Raw genomic sequence first — 23876 nt, 5'->3', positions numbered from 1 at the left:
AAATTAACCCCGCAAGTAATTCCAATACAAAAAGGCCGTGACAGTTTTTTGATCAATCAATTTCCCTGAATCAAACAACGATTTCACTTCACTAAAAGATACGGTTACTAAATCCATTGTCTCGCCTAGGTCACGTGGTAGTTGTTGCTTTTGTTCAATGGGTGTCAAATTTCTCGCAACATATAAATGCATATAAGCATCCGAAAAGCCTACGGTTTCAAAAAAACCTAACGCTTTTTCAATAGAACCCGCTGCCATACGTAATTCTTCATTAAGTTCACGTTCAACTGCATGGTGTGGTTCGTCAAAATCACGTTGATCCAATTTTCCAGCAGGAATTTCCAAAATAAAATCCCCAATTGTGGCACGCCATTGTTTTTCTAAAATAATATGCTCATCATCAACAAAAGCTAAAACGCCAATTGCAGGCACGTGCCTAACAATATCTCTTTTAGCTTTTTTTCCATTATAGAGATCAACCTCTTGTGTTTCAACACTAAAAATTGGTCCCTCATAAATTATCTTAGACGATGTTACTGTCTCACGATACGCTACCATTAAACGTCTGCAGCCTCAACCGAAAGTGGACGGACTTGTGCTGCCTGATAAGATTTATATCCTTGTACCAGTACGTACGCTACTTTTTCGCCTTGAATCAATGACTTGAAGCCATCCATATCAATACCATTAAAATGAACAAAGACATCATCCCCACCTTCATCAGGTGTAATGTATCCATATCCACGTTCTTTTTGCCAAATTTTTACTGTTCCTGTTTTCATAAGTATAGTATAACACACCTTTATATTGTTGGTTTAAAACGCTTCAAGCGCAACGTTAAAAAGAGCTCATTCTTCACGAGAAAATGGCAGACGGATTTGATGGAAACACTGTGTTTATGACTTAAGATGGTTTGAATCAACATAAACTAGATCAGTAACATTTTGAGTTACAGATTTCCTGGTGTTCCGTATGTCTAAACAATAAAAAATGGCCTAAAAGCCATTTTTTAGTCTAGAACAAGCCAGTAATCGTACCATCCTCGTCAATATCAATATCTAATGCTGCGGGATGTTTTGGTAATCCTGGCATTGTCATGATGCTTCCCGTCAATGCGACTAAAAAGCCAGCACCAAGTTTCGGTACAAATTCACGGATATGTACTTTGAAATTTTTAGGTGCACCAAGCTTTTTAGCATCATCCGTAAATGAGTACTGCGTTTTTGCCATAATAATTGGTAATTTATCCCAACCATATTTTTCAAAATCTTGTAATTGTTTGTGTGCCTTAGTTGATAATTCAACACCAGCTCCACCATATATTGTTTGCACGATATTATTTAGTTTATCAATAGCTGAATCGTTAGCTTGATATAGCGGTGTGAAATCTGCTTCTTGAGCTGATTTTTCAATAACAGCCGCAGCCAACTCTTGGGCTCCCACACCACCTTTTGCCCACACTTCTGTTGTATAAGCTCTAGCACCAAATTGTTGAACGTAGTCTTTAATAACCCGAAGCTCTGCTTCTGTATCTGAGGTGAAGCGATTAATGGCTACTAATACTGGTACGCCATAACGATTCATTGCTGTCAGATGTTGACCTAAATTCTCTAAGCCATTCTTAAGTGCAGTGACATCTTCATTATTCAAATTTGATAATGAAACGCCACCATGGTGTTTCAAGGCACGCACAGTCGCGACAATAACAATCGTATCTGGCGTTTTACCAAGCAACGGTACCTTGACATCTAAAAACTTCTCGCCACCTAAATCTGCACCAAAGCCTGCCTCCGTTACAACATAATCTGCCAATTTTAAAGCTGTTTTAGTTGCCAAAATCGAGTTCGTTCCTTGAGCAATATTAGCGAATGGCCCACCATGAATAATTGCCGGTGTGTGTGCCAGGGTTTGAACGAGATTTGGTTTAATAGCGTCTTTCAACAAAACAGTTAAAGCTCCAGCAACACCTAGATCAGCAACAGTCACTGGTTCTTTGCTGTAGGTATAACCAACAACAATACGCTTGATACGTTCTTTCATATCCATTAAATCGGTTGATAGTGTTAGAATAGCCATTAATTCAGAGGCTACAGTAATATCGAAACCATCTTCACGCGGAACACCTGAAGTTGGCCCACCTAAACCAACAGTAACATGACGTAATGCGCGATCATTAATGTCCACCACACGTTTCCACAAAATACGACGTGGGTCAATGTTTAGCGGATTACCTTGATGAATACTATTATCTAGTAATGCTGCAAGTGTATCATGAGCTGAGGTTAGTGCATGAAAGTCTCCAGTAAAATGTAAATTAATATCAGCCATTGGCACGACTTGCGCAAATCCACCACCAGTTGCACCACCTTTAAGTCCCATCACAGGTCCCAAGGAAGGTTCGCGTAACGCAATCATCGTCTTTTTATCGGCCAAACTCAACGCATCAGCAAGACCAACCGTGACTGTTGATTTTCCTTCACCAGCCGGAGTTGGATTAATTGACGTAACCAAAATTAATTTACCTAATTCTTGCTTACGCACGATAGATGAATCTAAATTAATTTTTGCTTTGTCGTATCCATAGGGCTCGATTTCATTGGACTGTAATCCTGCAGTAGCAGCAATTTCAGTGATTGGTTTTATGTCAATAGATTGGGCAATTTCAATATCTGTTTGCATGTTTGTTTCCTTTTACAATTTTTGAACAGCTTGATATGCAATATCATGACGATATTGTAAGTCCATGGGTGTCGTATCTAATACATTATAAACTTTTTCTTGCGCCACTTTTACATTTTTGTCATGAGCAACAATAGTCGCTACACGTCCGCCATTTGCACGTAATACCTTGTCTGTCAATGTAACGCCAGCATAATTCGTCAATAATGGTATTTGGGGCACTATCGCCCCCTTTTGAGGAAGCTCAGGATAACCTTTTGCTGCTAGAACTACCCCAATATACACTTCTTCGTCTTGCCAATGTGACGTTGGTTTTTCACCTGACAATAGCTGCAAAATTAATTGATAAAAATCACCTTCAAATTGAGGTAATACTACTTGTGCCTCAGGGTCACCAAAGCGTACATTAAATTCAATCACTTTCGGACCTTCTTCAGTTAGCATGACGCCTGTATATAAAATACCAGTAAATGGGGCGTCCTCTGCAACCATGGCTTTCACTGTTGGATTCACTAGCTTTTCAATAGTCTCCTGACGAATCTGGTTTGAAATCCATTTCACTGGACTATAAGCCCCCATTCCACCAGTATTAGGCCCTTCATCACCATCAAAACGACGTTTGTGGTCTTGTGCTAAAGGCGCATGAGTCATCACCCCATTTTGACCTACTAATGTGAATACAGAGAACTCAACCCCCTTCAGATACTCTTCAATAACCAATTTGGTATCTGTATTTTGCGTATACAATTTTTCCAAATAAACTTGAGCATCAGCGGCATTATTAATAATAGTTACCCCTTTACCCAAAGCCAGTCCATCTAGCTTAAAAACAATTGGAAAGCCAAATTTCGCAATAGCTCGATTAGCTTCATTCAAAGAAGTTACGGTCAAAGATTGCGCCGTTGGAATATTGTACTTTTGAAGAATGTTCTTAGTAAATGATTTGGAACCTTCAAGTTGAGCTGCTTTTTTCGTTGGACCAAATATTTTTAAGGAGGATTCTGTGAATATATCCACAATGCCTAGCGTCAACGGCTCTTCATTACCAACAAACGTGAGATCCACGTGTTCTTGGTTTGCGAAATCCCTTAGTTCAATTAAATTAGTCACTGGAATCTCAACTCGTCGCAAATGTTTATCTGTCATCCCAACATTTCCGGGTGCAACGATGACTTCATCTACCTGTGGACTTTTTAAAAATGTCTGTGCTAGTGCATGCTCACGCGCACCAGAACCGATAATCAAAACTTTTGTCATGAATGGCCTCTTTGTTTGTTAATAACTATAGTTTAACAATTATATTAACTTTTTTGTATGTTTTTAAATTATATTTTTATAATAAACAAAGATATAGTTCGTTTTTTGACATATAATTTTGCGATCTGACAAGATTTGTCGAACGTTTGGATTGTAAACGGTTTCTTTTAGACGATAAAAAAGAAACCAGTTAGAAACTGATTTCTGACATATTGGGTAATTATTTGTCTAAAATAGCTTGAATTTCTTTCAATTCAGCCGCGGAGAAATCTAAATTATCGGAAAACTTCAAATTATCTACTAAATGTTCAACTTTACTTGCACCAATAACAACTGTTGCAACACGTTCATCTTTTAATAACCAAGATAATGCCATTTGTGACAATTTCTGCCCACGACCCTGCGCGATTGCATTCAAAGCATTTAGCTTAGCAATAAGCGCATCCTTACCATTCTTAAATAAGAATTGGTTCGTTGGGTGGATTGGATAATCAGCAGGAATCTCTTTGAGGTAACGATCAGTCAGTAAGCCTTCCGCAAGTGGTCCATATGCTATAAGACCCGCATGATTTTTATCCAAAACATCCAGAAGACCGTCCTGTTCAGCTGTACGATTCAACATGTTATAAGATACCTGGTTACCAATAAAGGGTGTACCAAGTTCATCGAATATTTTAGCGATTGCTCTTGTTTGCTCAGCAGTATAGTTTGAAACACCAACATAAAGCGCCTTGCCTTGTTTTACAATCAAGTCTAACGCACGAGCGGTTTCTTCTAAACGTGTGTTTGGATCCCAACGATGTGCATAAAAAATATCAACATAGTCTAGGCCCATACGTTGTAAGCTCAAATCCAGCGCAGCAACCAATGTTTTCTTACCGGAAAATTCGCCTAAAGGTCCTGGCCACATATGATAACCGGCTTTTGTTGTAATCACCAATTCGTCACGATAAGGTTTTAAATCATTGCGGTAAACATTCCCAAATGTTACTTCGGCTGTACCATTGCTTGGCCCATAATTTGATGCGTTATCAAAACTAAAGATACCACTATCAAACGCTTTCAAAATCACATTCCTAGAATTTTCAAGTGGCATTTGATCACCCAAATTACGCCACAATCCAAATGAAACTGCTGGTAGAATAAGACCAGAATCACTAACTCGGCGATAAGGCAACTTTTCGTAACGTTGTTCATCTGCTGCATATACCATTTTAAATCAATCCTCCTAAAAGTAGTTTTGCCGCGCGCTTGTGCTCCATAATATTTGGATGTACTTGTTGTGGAGAAATTTTCCACGACGTAGTATCCAATAAAACAAAACAATCAAAGCGTTTTATCTCTTGCTCAAAAACTTCCTTAAACGCACCATTGAACGGCACTAGTAACACTATTTTAGCATCATGGAAACGTTTAACTAGCTCCAGCAAATACACGCGTAACCCAAAACAAAAATCTTGCATCGTTGCACCATAATTATAGTCGTTTGTGCCATAATTAACAATCACTAAATCAGAAGATACTCTAGGACGCTCAACATTAGGAGCAACATGCCACAATGCTTCAACAGCCGTTGGCTCCTGAAAAGGAGCACTTGGTGTTAAACCTGAACCACCATAGCTAATTCGAGCTAATGGTCTATGGAGCATTTCAGAAACCAATTCAGGATAGCTAAACTCAGGATGCGACTCATGTTCATCCATTTCCTCACCAGCAGTAATTGAATCGCCAATAAATGTAATATAATTTACATCGGTTACAATTGGGGCTAGCTTTCCATTATCAATTTGAGCAGAAACTAACGTAATTGGATTAGTCCATAGTGTCATTTGATTACCAGCTATAGCACGTAGTAATACCATATAGCGGCCGTCAGTTACTGATAATTTAGTTACATTATTTTCAACATTAATTTCATGCCAATTTTCTCCGTTAAGAGACAATACTAGCGAGAGACCCTCGTATTTTTGTGCAAACTTTAAAGTAACTTCTCGCGCACCTTGAACCATAAATACCAATGCTGCGCCAAATTGAGTTGTAACAAATCCATTACTTGTTTTTCCCCATTCTGGAGATAAAAAAGGTTCTAGATTGACTATTTTCATAATACTACGTCCACATTGTCTGGGCTTTTCAGCACATCCTCAATACTTTCAAACACATTGATACGTCTGATTGCTTCAGCAAATGACTCGGCCACAGACAAGACTTTCAACTTACTCATTTGTTTATGTTCGGCTATTTCAACAGTATTTGCTACGATAATATGATCAATTGGTGCTTTCTCAAGACGATCGACCGCGTTATCTGACAACACAGCATGTGTAGCAACCGCATAAGTTTTGACAGCACCAGCATTAGCAACCGCCTCGCTGGCAAGAACCATACTTGTTCCTGTATCAATGATATCATCAATCAAAATAGCACGTTTACCCACCACATTACCAGTAATTTGGTATGGTATATTTGGACGGACACTATCTACACGTCTATCAACTAGTGCCCAATCTGCATGTAACAGTTTGGCAAATTTGCGCGCACGAGCAACACTAGAATGGTCCGGCGCAACAACAACCAAGTCATCCCCTAATAAGTCATTAGCATAAAAATAATGGCCCAATGCTGGCATGCCCAACAAATGATCGACTGGAATATCAAAGAATCCTTGAACCTGATCCGCATGCAAATCCATCGTCATGACTCGTTTTACACCCTGCGATTCCAACATATTGGCAATCATTCGTGCCGAAATTGGCTCTCGAGAACGAGCTTTTCGGTCTGAACGTGCATAACCGAAATAGGGAATAATGACGTTGATTGAATTGGCCGAAGCACGACGTGCTGCATCAATAAAAATCATTAATTTCATAAAATTATCATTCACCGGTGCTGTAATTCCTTGAATAACATATACATTCCGACCACGAACGGTATTTTCAATTCGCTCATATACCTCATTATCAGCAAATGTTTTGATATCAATTGGGGCTAATGGTACACCTAAATTTGTTGATATTTCACTTGCCAGTTCATCATTACTGCCAAGGTTAAATAACTCATATGCTGGTGTCATAAAGTTCTCCATTCATTATTATAATATACATTATACTATATGAAAACGATTACATGAAATCATATGGGGTAATACTTTCCATTCCAATCATCGGATTAACCACATCATTCATAACCATAGTTGTTGTCAAATAGGGTGTTTTTTCATAGGTAGTTGTCGGTTCGTTTATACTGTTGTGCGCATTCACTTCAGTCTTAGTATCATTAAGCCTTTGTTGCAAGAATGTAAACCGCTTCGGAACCAGTGTGCGTGAAGCATGTTCAAAAGCAGCATACTCTCCTACAAGAATCAAAGCCTCTTTAGCTCTGGTAATTCCGGTATACAATAAATTTCGATTGAGCATTAAGCCAAATTGATTGGTCAAGACCATGATAACTAATTGAAATTCGTTGCCTTGTGCTTTATGAACAGTTGTAGCGTACGCTAATGAGAGTTGATTCAAATTTTTTTTAGGATAAGCCAACTCTTTACCATCAAAATCAACAATGAGGCGGTCTTCATTATCATCATTACCCATGTCGGATTTGTACTGGACAGCAATTATTTTGCCCATATCTCCGTTATAAACATCTCGCTCGCTATCATTTTCTAACTGTAAAACTTTATCGCCTTTTCGGAAAATAGTCATCCCAAACTGCAAATTTTTTTGATTCGGTTTAAGCGGATTGAATAATTTTTGAGCCATTTGGTTTAAAGTAATTACGCCAGCAGATGTTTTGTACATTGGTGTTAATATTTGTAAATCATCTTGCGTATAACCTTTTTTAATTGCCAATGCAACTACTTGTTCAATCGCTTGCGAAGCTTGCTCTGATTTCACCATAAAGCTCGAACGATCTGACTGATTTTCTAAGAAATCTGCTGGCAACTCACCATTCTTAATATGCTTTGCAAGTTCAGTAATACTACTACCACGGCCTTGCCGATAAATAACTTCTAATTCAATATGAGTGATGTCTCCGCTATTAACTAAATCCTCTAATACATTCCCTGGTCCAACCGAAGGTAATTGATCGCTATCCCCGACGATAATGACTTTCATTCCATTTGGAACTGCTGCCAGTAACTTTGAAGTTAATTCAATATCTAGCATTGATGCTTCATCTATTATTAGTAGACCACCTGCGATAGGATTATCCGCATTAAACTCTGGCTCTTCTAAATCAGTAATACCCAATAATCGATGGATTGTTGAAGCATCATAACCCGTTACTTCAGTCATACGCTTTGCTGCACGGCCCGTTGGTGAAGCCATTCTGACTTGATAGTTTTTGAGAAAATCTTTAGTATTATCTGCAAACTTTGCTCGACTTTGAATCATTTTTTTCCAAGTGGCAACTATTGTCCGGATAATTGTTGTTTTTCCAGTACCTGGTCCACCTGTTAACAAGAAAATTTGTGATTTTAACCCAGTTTTAACCGCCTCCACTTGTGTTTGATCAAGCGTCATTTGTCCAGGCGTCACAAATGATTCATCAATATCGTTTGCCGTTATATTTAATGGAGAATTTGTATTTAATAAACGCTTTAGGTTAACAGCCGTTTCTTTTTCAGCATCGTATAACCTTTTAGCATAATAACGGCCATCATCATTAACCAAAATATTACTTTCAATTAAGCCCTGGATAGCCTTTTGAATTTGATCGGACATTTCGGTGTTGTTTTGGTGCAACATTTTCTCGACTGACGATAATAGTTGATTATGTGATAAAAACATATGACCATGTTGAAATGTCACATTCATAATTGTTGCATAAACAGCGGCTTGCATACGTCGCTTATCGAATTTATCTACACCAATCTTATGGCCAATATCGTCGGCTTTTTTAAAGCTAATGCCATCGAATTCAAATACTAAACGGTAAGGATCTTGCGTTAAAATGTCTTGTGCCTCATTGCCGTATTGATCATATAAACGTCCGGCAATATCCGCACCAATACCAAATTGATTACCGATTTGGAACAAACGTTCTAAACCTAGGTTAAGTCGCAACGTGCGCGCCAGTTTTCGAGCTGTTTCTGCTTTTACGATACCATCAAGAATTTTTGCGTCATCTAGAATTAAATTAACAGCATTTAATCCTAAATGATTAACAATTTTTTCAGCCGTTTTTTTACCAATTCCAGTAAATTGGCCACTAGCAAAATACTTAATCAACCCGTTTTCATCGGGAGGCAGTTCATTTTCGTAATGATCGACTTTAAATTGCTGTCCGTACTTTGGATGTCGAACCAATTGGCCATAAAATCCGTATACACTTCCTTCTTGGACGTCAGCAAATGTTCCAGTGGTAATCATTTCTGGCTCTTGCCAATCTTCTAAAGTTGATTCTTCAATATGTACCGACAAAATTTTAAAATAAGATTCCGTCGATGAAAAAATAACGTTTTGTAACGTGCCAGTTATTTTATCTAATTGTTTTTCCGGATATGCCATCAAATTGTTGTCGAATCGTCCTGTTTCTTATTCAGATAACTGGTATTATTCCAGTCCTCTACCACAAATTTCTCACCGTCGGTCGTTGATAAAATAGTCGTTGATGTATTTGTTAAGCCTCCTCGTTCACGAATACTCATACGGGGTTGCTTTAATAATCCATTTAATCCAAAAGACAGCTCCATGCCATGAGAAACAATTAAAATATTGCTTTCTGGGAAGTTGTTAGCGGTTGCTTTAATAAACCGCACAAAACGATATTCAGCTTTCGTATATCCCTCACCACCAAATTCTGCACCTTCAAATTTATCTAAATCATTACGGTAGTTGTCATAACTTGATGCATACTGTTCTTTTACATTAGCAACTAGTTCACCTTCCCATGCGCCCAAACCAACTTCAGCTAAATTCGACCGTAACGATAAAGCAGGTTTATATTTTAGCTGTTTAGCGATGTTAATCGCGGTAATGCGCGCTCTACGTATTGGCGAAGCATAAATGTGGTCGAACTTGATTTCACTCAAGAACTTGCCCACTTTTTTCATATCACTGTAGCTTGAAGGCAATAATTCTGAATCACCATGCCCGCCTTGAAAACGACGCTCAAGATTCCACTCAGTTTGTCCATGTCGTACAAAATAAAAATTTGTCATAATTTAATTACTATGGCCTCCTGCATTAACCATTTCAAAAGAAGTTTATTCATTTATTTTTTCCAGAACGCCTCGTTCGATTAACTCATTCACAAAAAAATAATAAAGTTTTGATAGCTCAGCAGCGTTATTGTTTTTGAAAATATCAACTCGTACAACATCTCCAGCAGAAACTGTACTCATTTTAAATCCAGTTAACTCTTGATTAATTGAGACTTTCAGTTGAATAGCATTATCGAGTGCTTTTTGCGGTTCTAAAGCACGATGTAAAATATGTACACCAGCTTTATTTGTGATAAAGCCAAGGTCTCCAAGTGTATATTTTTTAACATTATTACTGAGCTTGTATGTCTTATCGCCTGGTATTGTTACCGTTTTGTCAAAAGCCATGTCTTATTTTCTCCCTGATTAGTCTAATTAATATTATAACAAGTATTTAAGTCAAATGCTTTGCTACCAATAAACTTCTTAGACGAATATAATACCAAACATTAGAAAATAAGTACAAAAAAAGCCATTCAAATGAATAGCTTTTAGTATTTAGAAGTTTTGATTAAATTGTGAGCCCTTAGGATGATTTGGTACCGTAATTTTGCCATTAATGATTGACTTTTCTGCCTTTTTAACTGCGGCCTTTTGTGATTCAGTCAATTCAGACTTTGTTAAATAAACACCATGATCGTCCAAACCGTAAGCGATTGTTTTACCACCAGGGAATTTCTTGTCTTTATTATATTTATCAGCAATGTTTTTCACACCATCACCAACTGAAGTAATTGAAGAAGCCATCGTTGATGTGACCTTTTTACCATCCTTTGATGTATATGATCCGTCAGATTTTTGATCACGGTCAACACCAATAATGTATAGACGATCTTTTGAGTCTGCATCTAACTTTGTATTTTCAGCTTTAGCTTCAGCAAATGCACCATTCCCGACAAATCCTGCAGCCGCAAAGATTGTGCGAATACCAGAAGCATACATAGCAGCGGCAATCGTCTTCCCCTTGGCAGAATCAGAGAAAGAATCTGCATATTGTTTTTGAACCGTCAATGATGAATCTGTTGCTTTCACGCCTGCTTCGAATCCTGCATCAAAAGCATCAATGATGTTTCCATGGATACCACCAATAAAGCCTACTGTTTTTTCACCATTTTCTTTTGCTTTAGTTGCTGCAGCTACACCAGCTAAATAAGAAGATTGCTCCGAACGGAACATCACACTGGCTACATTCTTACGATTTTTGACAACATCATCTACTAGTACAAATTTCTGTTTTGGATTAAGCTTTGCTGATTTGCTAATTGATTGGTTTAATGAGTAACCAATTCCGTAGATAATATCATATTTTTTGCTTTTTGTAGCTAAATTAAAATTCTGATTTAAATCTGACTGACTTTTTGTATTAAAATATGTTACTGCTGAATTTTGCCCAGCTTTTAAATTATTTTCCTTGGCATAAGATTTTGCGCCTTCCCATGCTGACTGGTTAAAGGAATGATCATCAACACCGCCAACATCTAAAACTAATCCTAAGGTGGCATTTTTATTTGCATTGTTTGAGCTAGATGAGTTGTGGCTAGTAGCTATGTAAATACCACCTGCAATCACAGCAACAGCTGCTAAACCAGTAAAAATTTTTGTTGATCTATTCATGATAATTTCTCCCGTTTCACTTTGTTCTGAATAAATATTTTTTAGTGTAACAATTTTTCAAATGCTAACATTATTACATTTTACGTGACCAAAAAGAAAAAACAAGGCCATTTTCGGTCCTTGTTTTTAAAAAACATTGTCCAAACCAATTCTATTTTTTAACCACAAATCGCAGTCCTTTTGGGAAAAAGTTCTTAATTTGTCCGTTAACGTACCGTCCCCATCCAGCGCCATTGCCATTACTAGTCATTAATACCCAGCCCTTGTCTAAGTTCTTCCTTGTCTGAATGACATCTCCATGGACAAATTGTGCCCACTCCTCAGAGTTCATTTCATAGGTCTGTTTAACTTCATTAGGGCTTAACGCCAGAGCTAAAGCATGTGCTGGCTCAAATCTTTTTTTCTTGAATAGACCTAATTCAAGACCGAGACGTAATATTTTCATATTCGAAATGTCCGGTGTACCAATTGGTGCCATATACAAATGGTCACCAAACAAAACATATTGATTCACTTTTTGATTAAATGCAATCACTGTTTCCTCAAAAAAACTGGACAAGATTTCAAGTTGTTGTTTAGCTAATGGCTTATTCTTAAGCGGTTTAACAATAGCTTGATCATCATCAGCCTTCTTAACAAGCTTCGCGACAAAATGTCCTTCCCCTTCCAACTGGTGGGGCCACAATCTTGCAGCTTTCTTCATCACATCTTTTGTAGCCGTTGTACTGTGCTCATTTTCTCCACTGACAAAAGCTTCATCTATCCATTCCGGACGTGCATCACTAAGATTAGCACCCTCTGGCTTTTCAATCGAAACCAAGCTAAATTCAGGATACGTCGACATGAGCCAGTTGATTATTTGCTCATCCTCTTCTGGAGCAAATGTACAAGTCGAATAAACTATCTGCCCTCCCGGACGAAGCATTTTAACCGCATCTGTAAGGATTTCACGCTGCCTCATGGCATTCTCTGCTGGATATTGTTCGTGCCAATAGGCTATCGCACCAGGATCCTTACGAAACATTCCCTCACCAGAACAAGGCGCGTCTAATAAAATTTTATCAAAAAAACCAGGTAATTTTGAACTCAGCTCTGCTGGCGTATGGGAACTAACAATTGCATTTTTAATGCCCATACGTTCGATGTTTTCACTTAAAATTTTAGCACGATTTAAAAATATTTCGTTAGACCATAATAGCCCTTTTTGTCCCATGAATGCTGCTAAGTGCGTTGATTTTCCACCGGGTGCAGCCGCTAAATCCAAAACACGTTCGCCGGGTTTTGGCCGAACAACCTCACCTACAAATTGTGCTGACGGTTCTTGAGAGTAGACGACACCGGTAACGTGGTCTACTGAATGTCCGTTAACAGCTCCAAAATGGCCCCATTTACCATAGGGAAGATTACCGTGATCTTCTGTATCACTGATGACAGGATGTGGCTTTAACGGATTCACACGATAGGCTTTTTGAACCGATTCGTCAAAACTCAATAAAAAATCTTTATACTCATCGCCGAGAAGCCGATTGTATTTATTTTTAAAGTTTTCAGGCAACATCAATAGTTATCAACCTCTTTGTCTGTAGGAATGGAAGGAATCGCACCTGGACGTGTTACAGCAATTGCGCTAGCAATGTTAGCCCGCTGCACGGCATCATCTAAATTACTAAAATCAGGTGCTATGACACTAGCTAATGTACCAATAAAAGTGTCACCTGCCGCGGTAGTATCTTGTGCATCTACCTTTTCAGGTTGTACCCACCATCTTTTTTGACCATCAGCGATAAATGAGCCTGCTTCCCCTAATGTGATAATGCTTCGTTGAACTCCCTTTGATTGTAAGGCATCGCTAACTCGGTTTAAAACACCCTCATCATTGATAACATTGATGCCTGTCAATAATTGCGCTTCTGTTTCATTTGGAAGCACAATATCAGTAACAGCCATTAGTTCTGGCGTAAGTTCATAAACAGCCGGAGCTGGATTTAGAATTGTTTGTACATTATTTTTTTTCGCAATTTTGAATGCCGCCAAAATAACTTCGAGTGGTACTTCAAATTGTGCAATTACCACATCCGCTTGAGCAATTAAGTATGTATTTATATCCTCAATCGTTAAAGCTTGATTTGCCCCACCATGAATTAATATTGTATTTGCACCGCTCTCTTGCAACATAATGTATGCTGACCCAGTTGGCACATCACTATTTGTTGATACTGCGTCCACGTTGACACCATTAGTGAGCAGTGTAGCTCTCATAAACTGCCCATTCGCATCATTCCCAACAGCACCAATAAACGAAACATTTGCTCCTTGTCGTGATGCAGCAACTGCCTGATTTGCACCTTTACCGCCTGGTGCTGTTGTTACTTCAGTAAGCGCCATCGTTTCGCCAACAAGTGGCATACGTGGCATTTTCATAATATTATCGACATTCAAGCTGCCGAGTACGACAATGTTTTTAGTCATATTTCCGTCCAATTTTGATAAAATTTCTTTTATTATCATACCATGAAATAGTTGTTTAATCGTGTAGATGACTCACATTATTTTATAGGTACAAAATAAAAAACTAATTATTAAACTAATAATCAGTTTTTAAGATCTGTATTTAGGCCGAAAATAGCGATAAATAGCTTGTGCTGAAATCAATAAAAATATCGCACCTGCCAGCATTAAGGTTTTATAGGATTGATCATGATATACAAGCATAGCACGAACTATTGCTGTCACACCAATATATAAGAAATTATCAGTAGAAATATGGGCATCTTTGACAAAGTACTCTCTGCCAATCCCCAAAAATTCAAAAAACAAAAACACAATCAAGATTTGTTCAGCTAATTCGGTAAAATGTCCTGAGATATTCTTGAGCGATAGCATCTGTGCTAAATTCCAAATTTCACGTATTAAAAATCCAAATATTACGATACCAATCAAAATCATCATAATATTCAAAACGTACTCATAATATCCAGCAACTTTTTGATGCCATTCATGTTTCATTTTTTTCTCCCTTTAAATATGAACAAATAGATGAACAACAACTTCGTATCTGTATTAAAAGTTTAACATAATAACTAAAAATCAAACAAACTTAACTGATTTTCATCTGGTAATTCATCTAAAACCGAGTGCAATGTCATAAACTCAATAATTGTTTGTGAAACTTTACCACGTTTCTTTAAATCTTCTTTGCTGATAAATGGTTTTTCAGTCCGTGCAGCTACAATTTGCTTAGCAACGTTATCACCCAATCCCGGCAAAGAAACGAAAGGTGGAATCAAGGTATCCCCATCAATTACCCATTCTAACGCCTCAGACCTGTTCAAATCAACCATAGCGAAAGTAATATTGCGTTCTAAGGCTTCATTAGCCATTTCTAAAACTGTCAATAAGTTTTTGTCCCCAACTGTTGCATCATTTCCAAGTGCCTTTAACTTCTGAATAGCTGCTTTGGTGGCATCTTTACCACGACTCATGGCTACAATATCAAACGCATCGGCACGTACAGAAAAGTAAGTCGCATAATAGATTGTTGGAAAATAAACCTTAAAGTACGCTATTCTCAATGCCATTAACACATAGGCAGCAGCATGCGCCCGTGGAAACATATATTTGATTTTAAGCATTGATTGAATATACCATTCCGGAATTTTTTCTTCACGTAATTGCTTCTGATATTCCTCTGTTATCCCTTTTCCTTTACGTACCTTTTCCATAATATTAAAAGCATCTGCAGCAGGCACACCCCAATTAATCAAATCAGTCATAATTTTATCACGTGTTCCAATTACTGTCCCAATGGTGGCCGTCCCATTTTCAATTAATTCATTAGCATTGCCTAACCAAACATCCGTACCATGTGACAAGCCAGAAATTTGCAATAATTCTGAATAGGTATGCGGTTGTGTTTCTGCTAACATTCCTCGCACAAAGTTTGTACCAAACTCTGGTAATCCTAGTGTACCAGTATTAGAAAAAATCTGTTCTGGCGTAACACCTAAAGCTTCAGTTGAAGTGAACAAGCTTAATACACCTGGGTCATTTGCAGGTATTGACTGTGGGTCAATACCAGACATATCCTTTAATGTACGTACCATTGTAGGATCATCGTGACCCAATATATCCATTTTGAGCAAATTATCGTGGATTGAATGATAATCCATGTGCGTAGTTTGCCAAAGTGACTTTTGATCATCTGCAGGATACTGAATCGGAGTAAAATCATAGACTTCATATTCACGGGGTACAATCAAAATACCACCCGGATGTTGTCCGGTAGTACGTTTCACACCTGTCATTCCCTGCGCTAAACGCTCTATCTCAGCGCCACGATAGTGTTGGTCATGGTCACGTTCATAAGCTTTAACATAGCCGAATGCTGTTTTTTCAGCGACGGTTGCAATGGTTCCAGCGCGATACACATTATGTTCACCAAACAAAACCTTCATATAGTTATGAGCAATTGGTTGATAATCACCCGAAAAATTCAAATCAATATCAGGCACTTTATTTCCTGTGAAGCCCATAAAAGTTTCAAAAGGAATATTTTGTCCATCCCCAATCAAAAATTCACCTGGATGATTTGGATCTTCTTTTTCAGGCAAATCATAACCAGATTCATATTCTTTCGGATCAACCAATTCAAAGTAGTCCCCATGTACTGAACGATAGTGTGGTGGTAGTGGATTCACTTCTGTAATTCCAGACATTGTAGCTACAAAAGAAGAGCCAACTGATCCACGTGAACCGACTAAATAGCCGTCCTTAACTGACTTAGCAACTAACCTTTGCGCAATGATATAGTGTGGCGCAAAACCATTGCCAATAATCGCTTTCAGTTCTTGATCAATACGTGCCTGTATTTCTTTGGGTATCGGCTCGCCATACCACTGTTTAGCTGTTCGATAAGTTTTATCAGTTAATTCATCACCAGCACCAGGAATATTTGGTGGATAAGATCCACTTTTTAAAGGTTCAATATCTTCAAGCATATTAGCAACCAAATGTGTATTATCAATGACCAACTTTTTTGCTAAATCGATACCCATAAAACTATAATCATCAAGTAATTCCTGGGTTGTCTTAAAATTCAAATCTGGTAAAGCTGTACGATTTTGCGGATTACCAGGCTGTGTGGCGATTAAAATATTGCGATATATTTTATCTTCAGGATTTGTATACTTTACATCTTGAGTAACTACAACGGGCTTTTTTAGTTTATCCCCAATCGCTACCATGTCTTTTAAAATGCTCTGTAACTTTTCTTCAGTTGCGATTAATCCTGACTCAATCATCGGTTGATAATTTGCCGTTGGTTGTATTTCAATATAGTCGTAATATGCTGCTTTTTTCTCTGCCTCCTCAATACCCTTTTCAATCAAAGAAATAATCACATCACCACTGGTATCACCAGTTCCTACAAGTAGCCCCTCGCGATACTGTTCCAATATAGAACGTGGAATGCGCGGTACCCGAGCAAAAAACTCAATGTTTGATCGAGACACTAGTTTGTATAAATTTTTCAAACCAGTAGCATTTTGAACTAACAGAGTGGCATGCACGGGACGCCCATGCTTCCAGGCATCACCTTCAGTCATATGATCATTCAACTCATTATGCCGGTTTAAATGATAACGTTCGTGTGCTTCCTTAACTAATCGCCAAGCGATATGTCCAGTGGTTTCTGCATCAAAAATAGCACGATGCGCTTGTTCCAAATTAATATTGAAACGCTTGGCAATTGTACCTAACCTATAAGACTTATAATCAGGGTATAACCATCGTGTAAATGGTAACGTATCAATAATAGCATTCGTGATAATCGGTTGATTATAGCGCGTATAAGCAGCATTCATAAAGCCAACATCAAAAGTAACATTATGTCCAACTAAGACCGCATTTCCAGACCATTCGCGAAAGCGTTTAATAATATTTTCTTCGGTATCTGAATTAGCAACCATAGCATCAGTAATAGAAGTTAACTTGGTGGTGAACTCAGAAAGTGGGAATCCAGGATTAATGTATTCTGAAAACTTGTCAATTACGTTACCCAATTGCATTTTGACCGCTGACAACTCAATAATACGGTCTGTCACTGCCGATAAACCAGTTGTTTCCAAATCAAAAGCTACAAAAATAGTATCTTTATTCAATAATTCGGTTTGATCTAAGTTAAAGCCAATGGGCTCACCATCCTCAACCAAGTTAGCTTCCATGCCATAAATCATTTTCAAACCATTTTTTGCACCCGCTGCTGATGCCTCAGGGAATCCCTGAACATTACCAGTATCTGTAACAGCCAAAGCAGTTTGTCCCCAACTTTTTGCTAATTTCGCAACACCTGAAAAATCAGTAACTGCATCCATCGCTGACATATTAGTGTGGGCATGCAATTCAATATGTTTTTCTTCACCTTGATAATCTTCTTGTCGATTAGCATGATCTACGACCTGTAAATCATATATGTTCATCACCAATTCACGTGCATACTGATCTTCTTGAATATTGCCACTTAGTCGTACCCACAATCCAGACTTTAAACCGTCAAAAACGGCCTCATCATTCTCATTGTTTGAAAATTTCTTTGCAGAAATCGAGCTTGAATAATCCGTCAACTTAAGCGTCAGTAATTTCCGTCCAGAACGTAACTCTCTTATTTCTTCCGCAAAAATATACCCTTCTACAACAACACGATTTTCTTCACCATCTATACTATCCAAACGTGTAATTTCAGCATCAGCAGGTATCTTACGCCCTAAAGCTAATGCAACACCTTCACTGGAAACTTTAGGCTTTGATTGTTCATTGGCAACAATTGCTTTTTGCAAATCTTCACGCGCTTTAGCATGATGTTGTGCCACATTTTCTTGAATTTCTTGTTCAAGTTGTTCATCCAATTGTGGGGTCAACTTAACTTTTGGCAATCCAAAAGAATAATAAACTGTCGTAATTGAATTAATCGCCTCAGCCGTCAGTGCGCGATACAAAATTGATGCGCCGACTGCAACGCCAAAATGATTCGTTGCAATTGTCTTTAGTACCGTATTGCTAGCAAGTTGCTGCGTTGTCGCGTGATTCAAAATTGATTCTTGTAGCGCTAAATGCCAATAAGAGTTGACGACTTCTTCGTTAACTTGTTGCACTGGCGTGGTGATTTTAAGTTGAACCAATGCTATACTAGTAAACGCATTTCGTAAATACTGCTGAAATTGCATGTACACATTTACCGGTAGTATCTGTCCAATTTCGACATGAAAAAGCCACATTTTTTGACTAACTGAAACATCAACTTGAGATAAACAGCCGTCATCAAAATAATGATGGATTTCTTCTGGTAGTTGAATATGCGTAAGTAAGTGTTGTAATTGTTCTTGTTGCGTTAACTTCATTTTATCCTCTACTTGAGTAAAAAAGCCGATAAAATATCGGCAATTTTAAATATACTTATTTTTCTGACGCATTTAGCAGTACTGAGACAGAATCTACAACTTCGCTAACTCGCATCTCAATATTTGTGTTACTTGCTCGAACTTTAACTTCTACGACATCTTCGTTAGCCTTTTTTCCGACTGTAATACGGATTGGTAGTCCAATCAAGTCTGCATCAGCAAACTTCACTCCGGCGCGCTCTTTGCGGTCATCAACTAGCACTTCCATGCCTTGTGCTACCAACAATGTCTCTAACTGTTCGGCCACACGAGATTGGTCTTCATCCTTGATGTTAATTGGTACAATATGAATGTCAAATGGTGCTACGCTAGCAGGCCAAACTAGACCATCTTCATCAGCTTTTTGCTCTGCGATAGCACTCAACAAACGTGACACACCGATACCATACGATCCCATAATAACATCTGTTTGTCGTCCATTATTATCCAGCACCTGTGCACCTAAGGCTTTTGAGTATCGTGTACCAAGTTTAAAAATGTGACCAATTTCAATACCTGAAGTAAACTGTAATTTACCCTTACCGTCTATAGCTAAATCACCCTCACGTACTGTGCGGAAATCACCAACATTTTCTGCGGGTAAGTCAACATCGCGATTCCAGTTAATGTTGACATAATGCATTCCATCTTCATTAGCACCAGCAGCGAAATTAGCTAAATCAGCAGCTCTCTCATCAACTAGAAGCTTAACTTCTTCCGGCAATGCAACAGGTCCCAATGAACCAAATCCTGCACCGACCGCTTTGCGAACATCCGCTTCTTCAGCCATTGCAAACGAATCAGCATTTAGATAATTTTGAACTTTGACTTCATTGACCTCGAAATCACCAGTTGTCACAACAGCCACTAGTTCGTCGTCTGCAACAAACATAATCGTTTTAACTAATTCATTTTTTGGCTTATTCAAAAATGTTGCAATATCATCAATTGTCTTTTCGTTCGGAGTTGAAATTCTTTCAAGTGCCAATTGCTCAGCTGTTGCAACTTGACGTTCATAAAAGTCTTTAGCCATTTCAAGATTAGCCGCATAATCTGTTGCATCAGAATAAGCAATCGTATCTTCCCCGGCTGCAGCGGGTGCCGAGAATTCTTTGGAATCCGATCCACCCATAGCACCAGCATCACCAACTATTGCGCGATATTCGAGTCCTAGCCGATCAAATATGTTAGTGTAGGCTTCTTCCATATTATGAAATGCTTCATCCAAGCCATCTTGATCAGCACTAAATGAGTAAGCATCTTTCATAATAAATTCACGTGTACGCAATAAACCGAAACGTGGTCGGTTTTCATCACGGAATTTTGCCTGAATTTGATAAACAGTCAACGGTAATTTCTTGTATGACTTAATTTCATCAGCAATTAATTGCGTAAAAGTTTCTTCGTGCGTAGGGCCTAAAATGAAATCACGATCTTGTCGATTTTTAAACTTATACAAAGCTGGTCCGTATGTTTCATAACGTCCAGAACGTTGCCATAACTCGGCAGGCAAGACTTCAGGCACCAACATTTCATTGGCATCAATTTTATCCATCTCTTCACGAATAATTGTTTCAATTTTATTTAAAACACGTTTTGCTAATGGTAAATAGGAAAACATTCCTGCTGCAATTGGGCGAATATACCCTGCTTTTAGCAAAAGCTGATGGCTTTTTACTTCAGCCTCTGCTGGGATATCCCGCATTGTTGGCATTAATAATTTCGACTGTTTCATGAGTTCCCCTTATGTTTTGTTGTTATGTACGGTGCCGCTAGCACCAGTATTTATCTTAAAATATCGTTTATAGTGACAGCAATCATTAAAATAATCATAAATACAGCGCCAACGATAGTCACAGCATTTTCAAATGCTTGTGGCAATGGTCGACGTAATATACCTTCCAATAGATTCAAAATGAGTTTACCGCCATCCAATGCTGGGATTGGAATTAGATTCATAATACCCAAATTAAGCGAGAGCATAGCCATAAATACTAATATATTCAAGAATCCTGTTTTTGCTACAGATGAAGTTGTTTTAGCAATAGAAACGGGTCCGCCAAGCTTATCTAAACTAAAGCCACCAGTAAATAGATGGCTCAGACCATACCATATTTGTTTAATTGTTGCACCGGTATTTATTAAACCATACTTCAGACGTGAATTGGTGTCCGTATATGTTTTTTCGACGATACCAACTTGTTTCGTTTCCACACCATTTATTTTAACAGTTTTTGGTTTCACTACAACTTGCGTTTTATGACCATTACGTAACACTGTCATAGTGAGCTGATTTTTCTCAGCGTTCCCAATAGCATTGGCAACTTGGTTCCATGTAGTTGTTTTCACATTATCAATATGTGTGATTTCATCGCCAGCTTTTAAATCAGCTCGATCAGCCGGCATGTTTTTTTGAACGGTACCAATAATAGGTTCATTTAAACCTACATTAGGGAGCACAAACCCTATTCCTGAAAATATAACTAAGGCTAATATAAAGTTCATCACCGGACCGGCAACATTAATTAACGCCCTCTTCCATACTCTTGCGCTTTGTAACCATACATCTCGTGGCGCAACCTGAACCTCAACACCGTTTTCCTCAATAATCGTTGCATCATGATCAACATATACAGTCGTCATTTCTGTGGCATTATCTGAATATCCTGTCAGAGTCAAAGAATTACTTAGATCGAACGAATCCACTTGAAAAGGTACACCAATTCCAGCTTCATCTACTTGCGTATCTATCTTTATGACTTTCCCCTGTTCATTAAAGGTCAATCTTAGTCGTTGACCTGCATCCAGATCAGGTTCTTCGTCCATACCAGCCATGCGAACATACCCACCAACAGGTAGGATGCGAATGGTATAGGCTGTGTGATTCCGATTCCAACTAAGCAGCTTTGGACCCATTCCAATTGCAAATTCACGAACTAATACACCAGACTTTTTCGCGACAAAAAAATGTCCAAATTCATGCACTGTAACGAGCACGCCAAAAACAAATATAAAAGCAATAATTGATGTAACATTCATAAATTTAGCACCTACTTGATTTGAACAAATCTAACATTTTTCAAAATCATTTTTAATTGAGTATACCCAATACGGCCATCATGGGCATAACGATTAACATTGAGTCAAAGCGGTCTAATATCCCGCCATGTCCAGGCAAAATATTACCAGAATCCTTCACGCCATAATGACGTTTGAAGCCGGATTCAATTAAGTCACCTAATTGACCAGCAATAGACAAAATAGCCGTAAACGCCAGCAATTCGATAAAGTTATAATTGGGTAACCATTTGAAGATAGTAAATAGTGCCGGAATAACAATAATAGCTACCATGCTGCCACCAATAGAACCTTCCCAAGTTTTATTAGGGCTGATTTTAGGCGCCAACTTATTTTTGCCAATCGCACGTCCAACCATATAAGCACCTGAATCAGTAATCCATACAATCAACATACCGAACATGACCGTAGCAATCCCTTTACTATCTGCTTGAAAAAAGTAATGGAATCCTGTACCAATATATACAATCGTCAACGCCAATGTTCCTGCATCGTCAAAATTAAAATGATTACGACTCAAAACGGTGTGTAACAAAAGTAAGAAAACAATAATGTAAAAAATGACGTTTCCATTAATATTAAAGGGCATATCTTGCCAAGTCGCTTTTGGTAACGTGAATACAATAACACCAATAAAGCTCAACAATGCTTCGGCAGATACGAAAAAGCGATGCTTCATACGTAGAATTTCGCCCATCGCAACAACTGCCATGGCTAACGTCAAAATCAAAAGAGGTGTACCACCAATTATTAACAATGGCACAAAGATAATTAAAGCAACGACTGCTGTAATAACACGTGTTTTCATTAAGCTTGTTTCTCACTTTCGTCATTGAGACCACCAAATCGGCGATCCCTTTTTGTATAAGATTTTATGGCTGCCATTAAATCATCCGAAGAATAGTCAGGCCATAGAACATCAGTAAAATATAATTCAGCGTAAGCTGCTTGATATGGCAAAAAGTTGCTTAAGCGCAATTCACCAGAGGTTCGAATCATTAGGTCTGGTGTGGCCAGCTCTCCCAAATGTGCTGTTTGTAAGGCTGCAGCGAAAACCTCCGAATTAATATCATCCGCTGCCAAAGACCCATTGGCCACTCTTTCGGCTATTTTTTTTGTAGCCTCAACAATCTCAACTTGCCCACCATAATTCATTGCAAAGTTCAAAACCATACCTGTACCACTAGCAGTCTCTTTAATCGCCCTATTAACAGCATCTTTAGTTGATGCTGGTAACGCATCAACATTCCCAGTAACAGCAACTCGAATGTTATTTTTAATCAAGTCAGGTACAAAATCGTCAAAAAAAGCGATCGGCAACTGCATCAGGAAATTGACCTCATCATTGGGGCGTGACCAATTTTCTGTAGAAAACACATATAGTGTCAAGACTTTAACGCCCATATCACTTGCTACAGACGCAATGCGCTTTACAGTATTCATGCCAGCCTTGTGTCCCGCAGCTCTCGGCATTAAGCGTTTCTTTGCCCATCGCCCGTTTCCATCCATGATAATTGCAATATGTTCTGGAATTTTAAGTTGCGTAGTATCGCAAACAGTGTTCTCTTTTGTTTTAAAAAGCGCCAAAACGCTCCTCCTTCGTATGCAAT

General features: G+C 38.3%; 19 protein-coding genes. All 19 read right to left on the bottom strand.

Annotated elements, in window-relative coordinates:
* Window positions 1-3: 3 nt before the first annotated feature.
* The 19 genes from GJV51_06010 to GJV51_05920 all read right to left on the bottom strand — a co-directional run bounded on the left by GJV51_06010 (window position 4) and on the right by GJV51_05920 (window position 23853).
* Window positions 4-558, bottom strand: a complete 555-nt coding sequence (locus GJV51_06010) for an NUDIX domain-containing protein (GenBank protein ID QGM25551.1) — start codon at window positions 556-558, stop codon at window positions 4-6.
* Complete coding sequence (locus GJV51_06005) at window positions 558-782, bottom strand: cold-shock protein (protein ID QGM25550.1); 225 nt, start codon at window positions 780-782, stop codon at window positions 558-560. The genes GJV51_06010 and GJV51_06005 overlap by 1 nt, the downstream gene beginning before the upstream one ends.
* Window positions 783-1014: 232 nt before the next feature.
* Window positions 1015-2679, bottom strand: a complete 1665-nt coding sequence (locus GJV51_06000; GenBank protein QGM25549.1) for a formate--tetrahydrofolate ligase — start codon at window positions 2677-2679, stop codon at window positions 1015-1017.
* A gap of 12 nt (window positions 2680-2691) precedes the next feature.
* Window positions 2692-3936, bottom strand: a complete 1245-nt coding sequence (gene purD, locus GJV51_05995; protein QGM25548.1) for a phosphoribosylamine--glycine ligase — start codon at window positions 3934-3936, stop codon at window positions 2692-2694.
* Window positions 3937-4156: 220 nt separating this feature from the next.
* The gene (locus GJV51_05990; protein QGM25547.1) at window positions 4157-5149 is read right to left on the bottom strand and encodes an aldo/keto reductase; all 993 of its coding nucleotides are present in this window, start codon (window positions 5147-5149) and stop codon (window positions 4157-4159) included.
* Window position 5150: 1 nt separating this feature from the next.
* Entirely contained in the window at window positions 5151-6041 is an 891-nt protein-coding gene (locus tag GJV51_05985) for a lysophospholipase (protein QGM25546.1), read from the bottom strand.
* Window positions 6038-7009, bottom strand: a complete 972-nt coding sequence (gene prs / locus GJV51_05980) for a ribose-phosphate diphosphokinase (GenBank protein QGM25545.1) — start codon at window positions 7007-7009, stop codon at window positions 6038-6040. The genes GJV51_05985 and prs overlap by 4 nt, the downstream gene beginning before the upstream one ends.
* A gap of 49 nt (window positions 7010-7058) precedes the next feature.
* A complete protein-coding gene (locus tag GJV51_05975; protein ID QGM25544.1) occupies window positions 7059-9446 on the bottom strand; it encodes an ATP-dependent RecD-like DNA helicase in 2388 nt (795 codons plus the stop codon).
* Window positions 9446-10099, bottom strand: coding sequence for a histidine phosphatase family protein (locus GJV51_05970; protein ID QGM25543.1), 654 nt, complete (start codon window positions 10097-10099; stop codon window positions 9446-9448). Before GJV51_05970 ends, GJV51_05975 begins: the two co-directional genes overlap by 1 nt.
* Window positions 10100-10144: 45 nt before the next feature.
* Window positions 10145-10489, bottom strand: coding sequence for a cysteine desulfurase (locus GJV51_05965; protein QGM25542.1), 345 nt, complete (start codon window positions 10487-10489; stop codon window positions 10145-10147).
* A 150-nt stretch (window positions 10490-10639) separates the two neighbouring features.
* A complete protein-coding gene (locus GJV51_05960; GenBank protein ID QGM25541.1) occupies window positions 10640-11755 on the bottom strand; it encodes a BMP family ABC transporter substrate-binding protein in 1116 nt (371 codons plus the stop codon).
* 151 nt (window positions 11756-11906) lie between these two features.
* On the bottom strand, window positions 11907-13313 hold the full coding sequence (locus GJV51_05955) for an RNA methyltransferase (protein QGM25540.1): 1407 nt from the start codon (window positions 13311-13313) through the stop codon (window positions 11907-11909).
* The gene (gene rbsK, locus GJV51_05950) at window positions 13313-14224 is read right to left on the bottom strand and encodes a ribokinase (protein ID QGM25539.1); all 912 of its coding nucleotides are present in this window, start codon (window positions 14222-14224) and stop codon (window positions 13313-13315) included. Before rbsK ends, GJV51_05955 begins: the two co-directional genes overlap by 1 nt.
* Window positions 14225-14353: 129 nt before the next feature.
* Window positions 14354-14761: a phosphate-starvation-inducible E gene (locus tag GJV51_05945; protein ID QGM25538.1), complete on the bottom strand. Its 408-nt coding sequence runs from the start codon at window positions 14759-14761 to the stop codon at window positions 14354-14356.
* Window positions 14762-14835: 74 nt separating this feature from the next.
* Entirely contained in the window at window positions 14836-19149 is a 4314-nt protein-coding gene (locus tag GJV51_05940; protein ID QGM25537.1) for a PolC-type DNA polymerase III, read from the bottom strand.
* Window positions 19150-19204: 55 nt separating this feature from the next.
* Window positions 19205-20923: a proline--tRNA ligase gene (locus GJV51_05935; GenBank protein QGM25536.1), complete on the bottom strand. Its 1719-nt coding sequence runs from the start codon at window positions 20921-20923 to the stop codon at window positions 19205-19207.
* Window positions 20924-20973: 50 nt separating this feature from the next.
* Window positions 20974-22227 carry an RIP metalloprotease RseP gene (gene rseP / locus GJV51_05930; protein QGM25535.1) on the bottom strand — a complete coding sequence of 418 codons (1254 nt, stop codon included), beginning with the start codon at window positions 22225-22227 and terminating at the stop codon, window positions 20974-20976.
* A gap of 52 nt (window positions 22228-22279) precedes the next feature.
* Window positions 22280-23074: a phosphatidate cytidylyltransferase gene (locus tag GJV51_05925; protein ID QGM25534.1), complete on the bottom strand. Its 795-nt coding sequence runs from the start codon at window positions 23072-23074 to the stop codon at window positions 22280-22282.
* Window positions 23074-23853 carry an isoprenyl transferase gene (locus GJV51_05920; GenBank protein QGM25533.1) on the bottom strand — a complete coding sequence of 260 codons (780 nt, stop codon included), beginning with the start codon at window positions 23851-23853 and terminating at the stop codon, window positions 23074-23076. Before GJV51_05920 ends, GJV51_05925 begins: the two co-directional genes overlap by 1 nt.
* Between the last annotated feature and the right edge of the window lie 23 nt (window positions 23854-23876).

The organism is Leuconostoc mesenteroides subsp. mesenteroides (genome assembly GCA_009676745.1).
In the GTDB taxonomy this organism is placed as follows: domain Bacteria; phylum Bacillota; class Bacilli; order Lactobacillales; family Lactobacillaceae; genus Leuconostoc; species Leuconostoc koreense.
The sequence above is the reverse complement of the archived record's forward strand: the minus strand, read 5'-3'. Positions and strand labels throughout refer to the sequence as shown.

What these genes read in the sequence shown, in the direction of transcription:
- GJV51_06010 (QGM25551.1), bottom strand. Translation starts at nt 558, where the DNA reads ATGGTAGCGTATCGTGAGACAGTAACATCGTCTAAGATAATTTATGAG.
- GJV51_06005 (QGM25550.1), bottom strand. Translation starts at nt 782, where the DNA reads ATGAAAACAGGAACAGTAAAAATTTGGCAAAAAGAACGTGGATATGGA.
- GJV51_06000 (QGM25549.1), bottom strand. Translation starts at nt 2,679, where the DNA reads ATGCAAACAGATATTGAAATTGCCCAATCTATTGACATAAAACCAATC.
- purD (QGM25548.1), bottom strand. Translation starts at nt 3,936, where the DNA reads ATGACAAAAGTTTTGATTATCGGTTCTGGTGCGCGTGAGCATGCACTA.
- GJV51_05990 (QGM25547.1), bottom strand. Translation starts at nt 5,149, where the DNA reads ATGGTATATGCAGCAGATGAACAACGTTACGAAAAGTTGCCTTATCGC.
- GJV51_05985 (QGM25546.1), bottom strand. Translation starts at nt 6,041, where the DNA reads ATGAAAATAGTCAATCTAGAACCTTTTTTATCTCCAGAATGGGGAAAA.
- prs (QGM25545.1), bottom strand. Translation starts at nt 7,009, where the DNA reads ATGACACCAGCATATGAGTTATTTAACCTTGGCAGTAATGATGAACTG.
- GJV51_05975 (QGM25544.1), bottom strand. Translation starts at nt 9,446, where the DNA reads ATGGCATATCCGGAAAAACAATTAGATAAAATAACTGGCACGTTACAA.
- GJV51_05970 (QGM25543.1), bottom strand. Translation starts at nt 10,099, where the DNA reads ATGACAAATTTTTATTTTGTACGACATGGACAAACTGAGTGGAATCTT.
- GJV51_05965 (QGM25542.1), bottom strand. Translation starts at nt 10,489, where the DNA reads ATGGCTTTTGACAAAACGGTAACAATACCAGGCGATAAGACATACAAG.
- GJV51_05960 (QGM25541.1), bottom strand. Translation starts at nt 11,755, where the DNA reads ATGAATAGATCAACAAAAATTTTTACTGGTTTAGCAGCTGTTGCTGTG.
- GJV51_05955 (QGM25540.1), bottom strand. Translation starts at nt 13,313, where the DNA reads ATGTTGCCTGAAAACTTTAAAAATAAATACAATCGGCTTCTCGGCGAT.
- rbsK (QGM25539.1), bottom strand. Translation starts at nt 14,224, where the DNA reads ATGACTAAAAACATTGTCGTACTCGGCAGCTTGAATGTCGATAATATT.
- GJV51_05945 (QGM25538.1), bottom strand. Translation starts at nt 14,761, where the DNA reads ATGAAACATGAATGGCATCAAAAAGTTGCTGGATATTATGAGTACGTT.
- GJV51_05940 (QGM25537.1), bottom strand. Translation starts at nt 19,149, where the DNA reads ATGAAGTTAACGCAACAAGAACAATTACAACACTTACTTACGCATATT.
- GJV51_05935 (QGM25536.1), bottom strand. Translation starts at nt 20,923, where the DNA reads ATGAAACAGTCGAAATTATTAATGCCAACAATGCGGGATATCCCAGCA.
- rseP (QGM25535.1), bottom strand. Translation starts at nt 22,227, where the DNA reads ATGAATGTTACATCAATTATTGCTTTTATATTTGTTTTTGGCGTGCTC.
- GJV51_05925 (QGM25534.1), bottom strand. Translation starts at nt 23,074, where the DNA reads ATGAAAACACGTGTTATTACAGCAGTCGTTGCTTTAATTATCTTTGTG.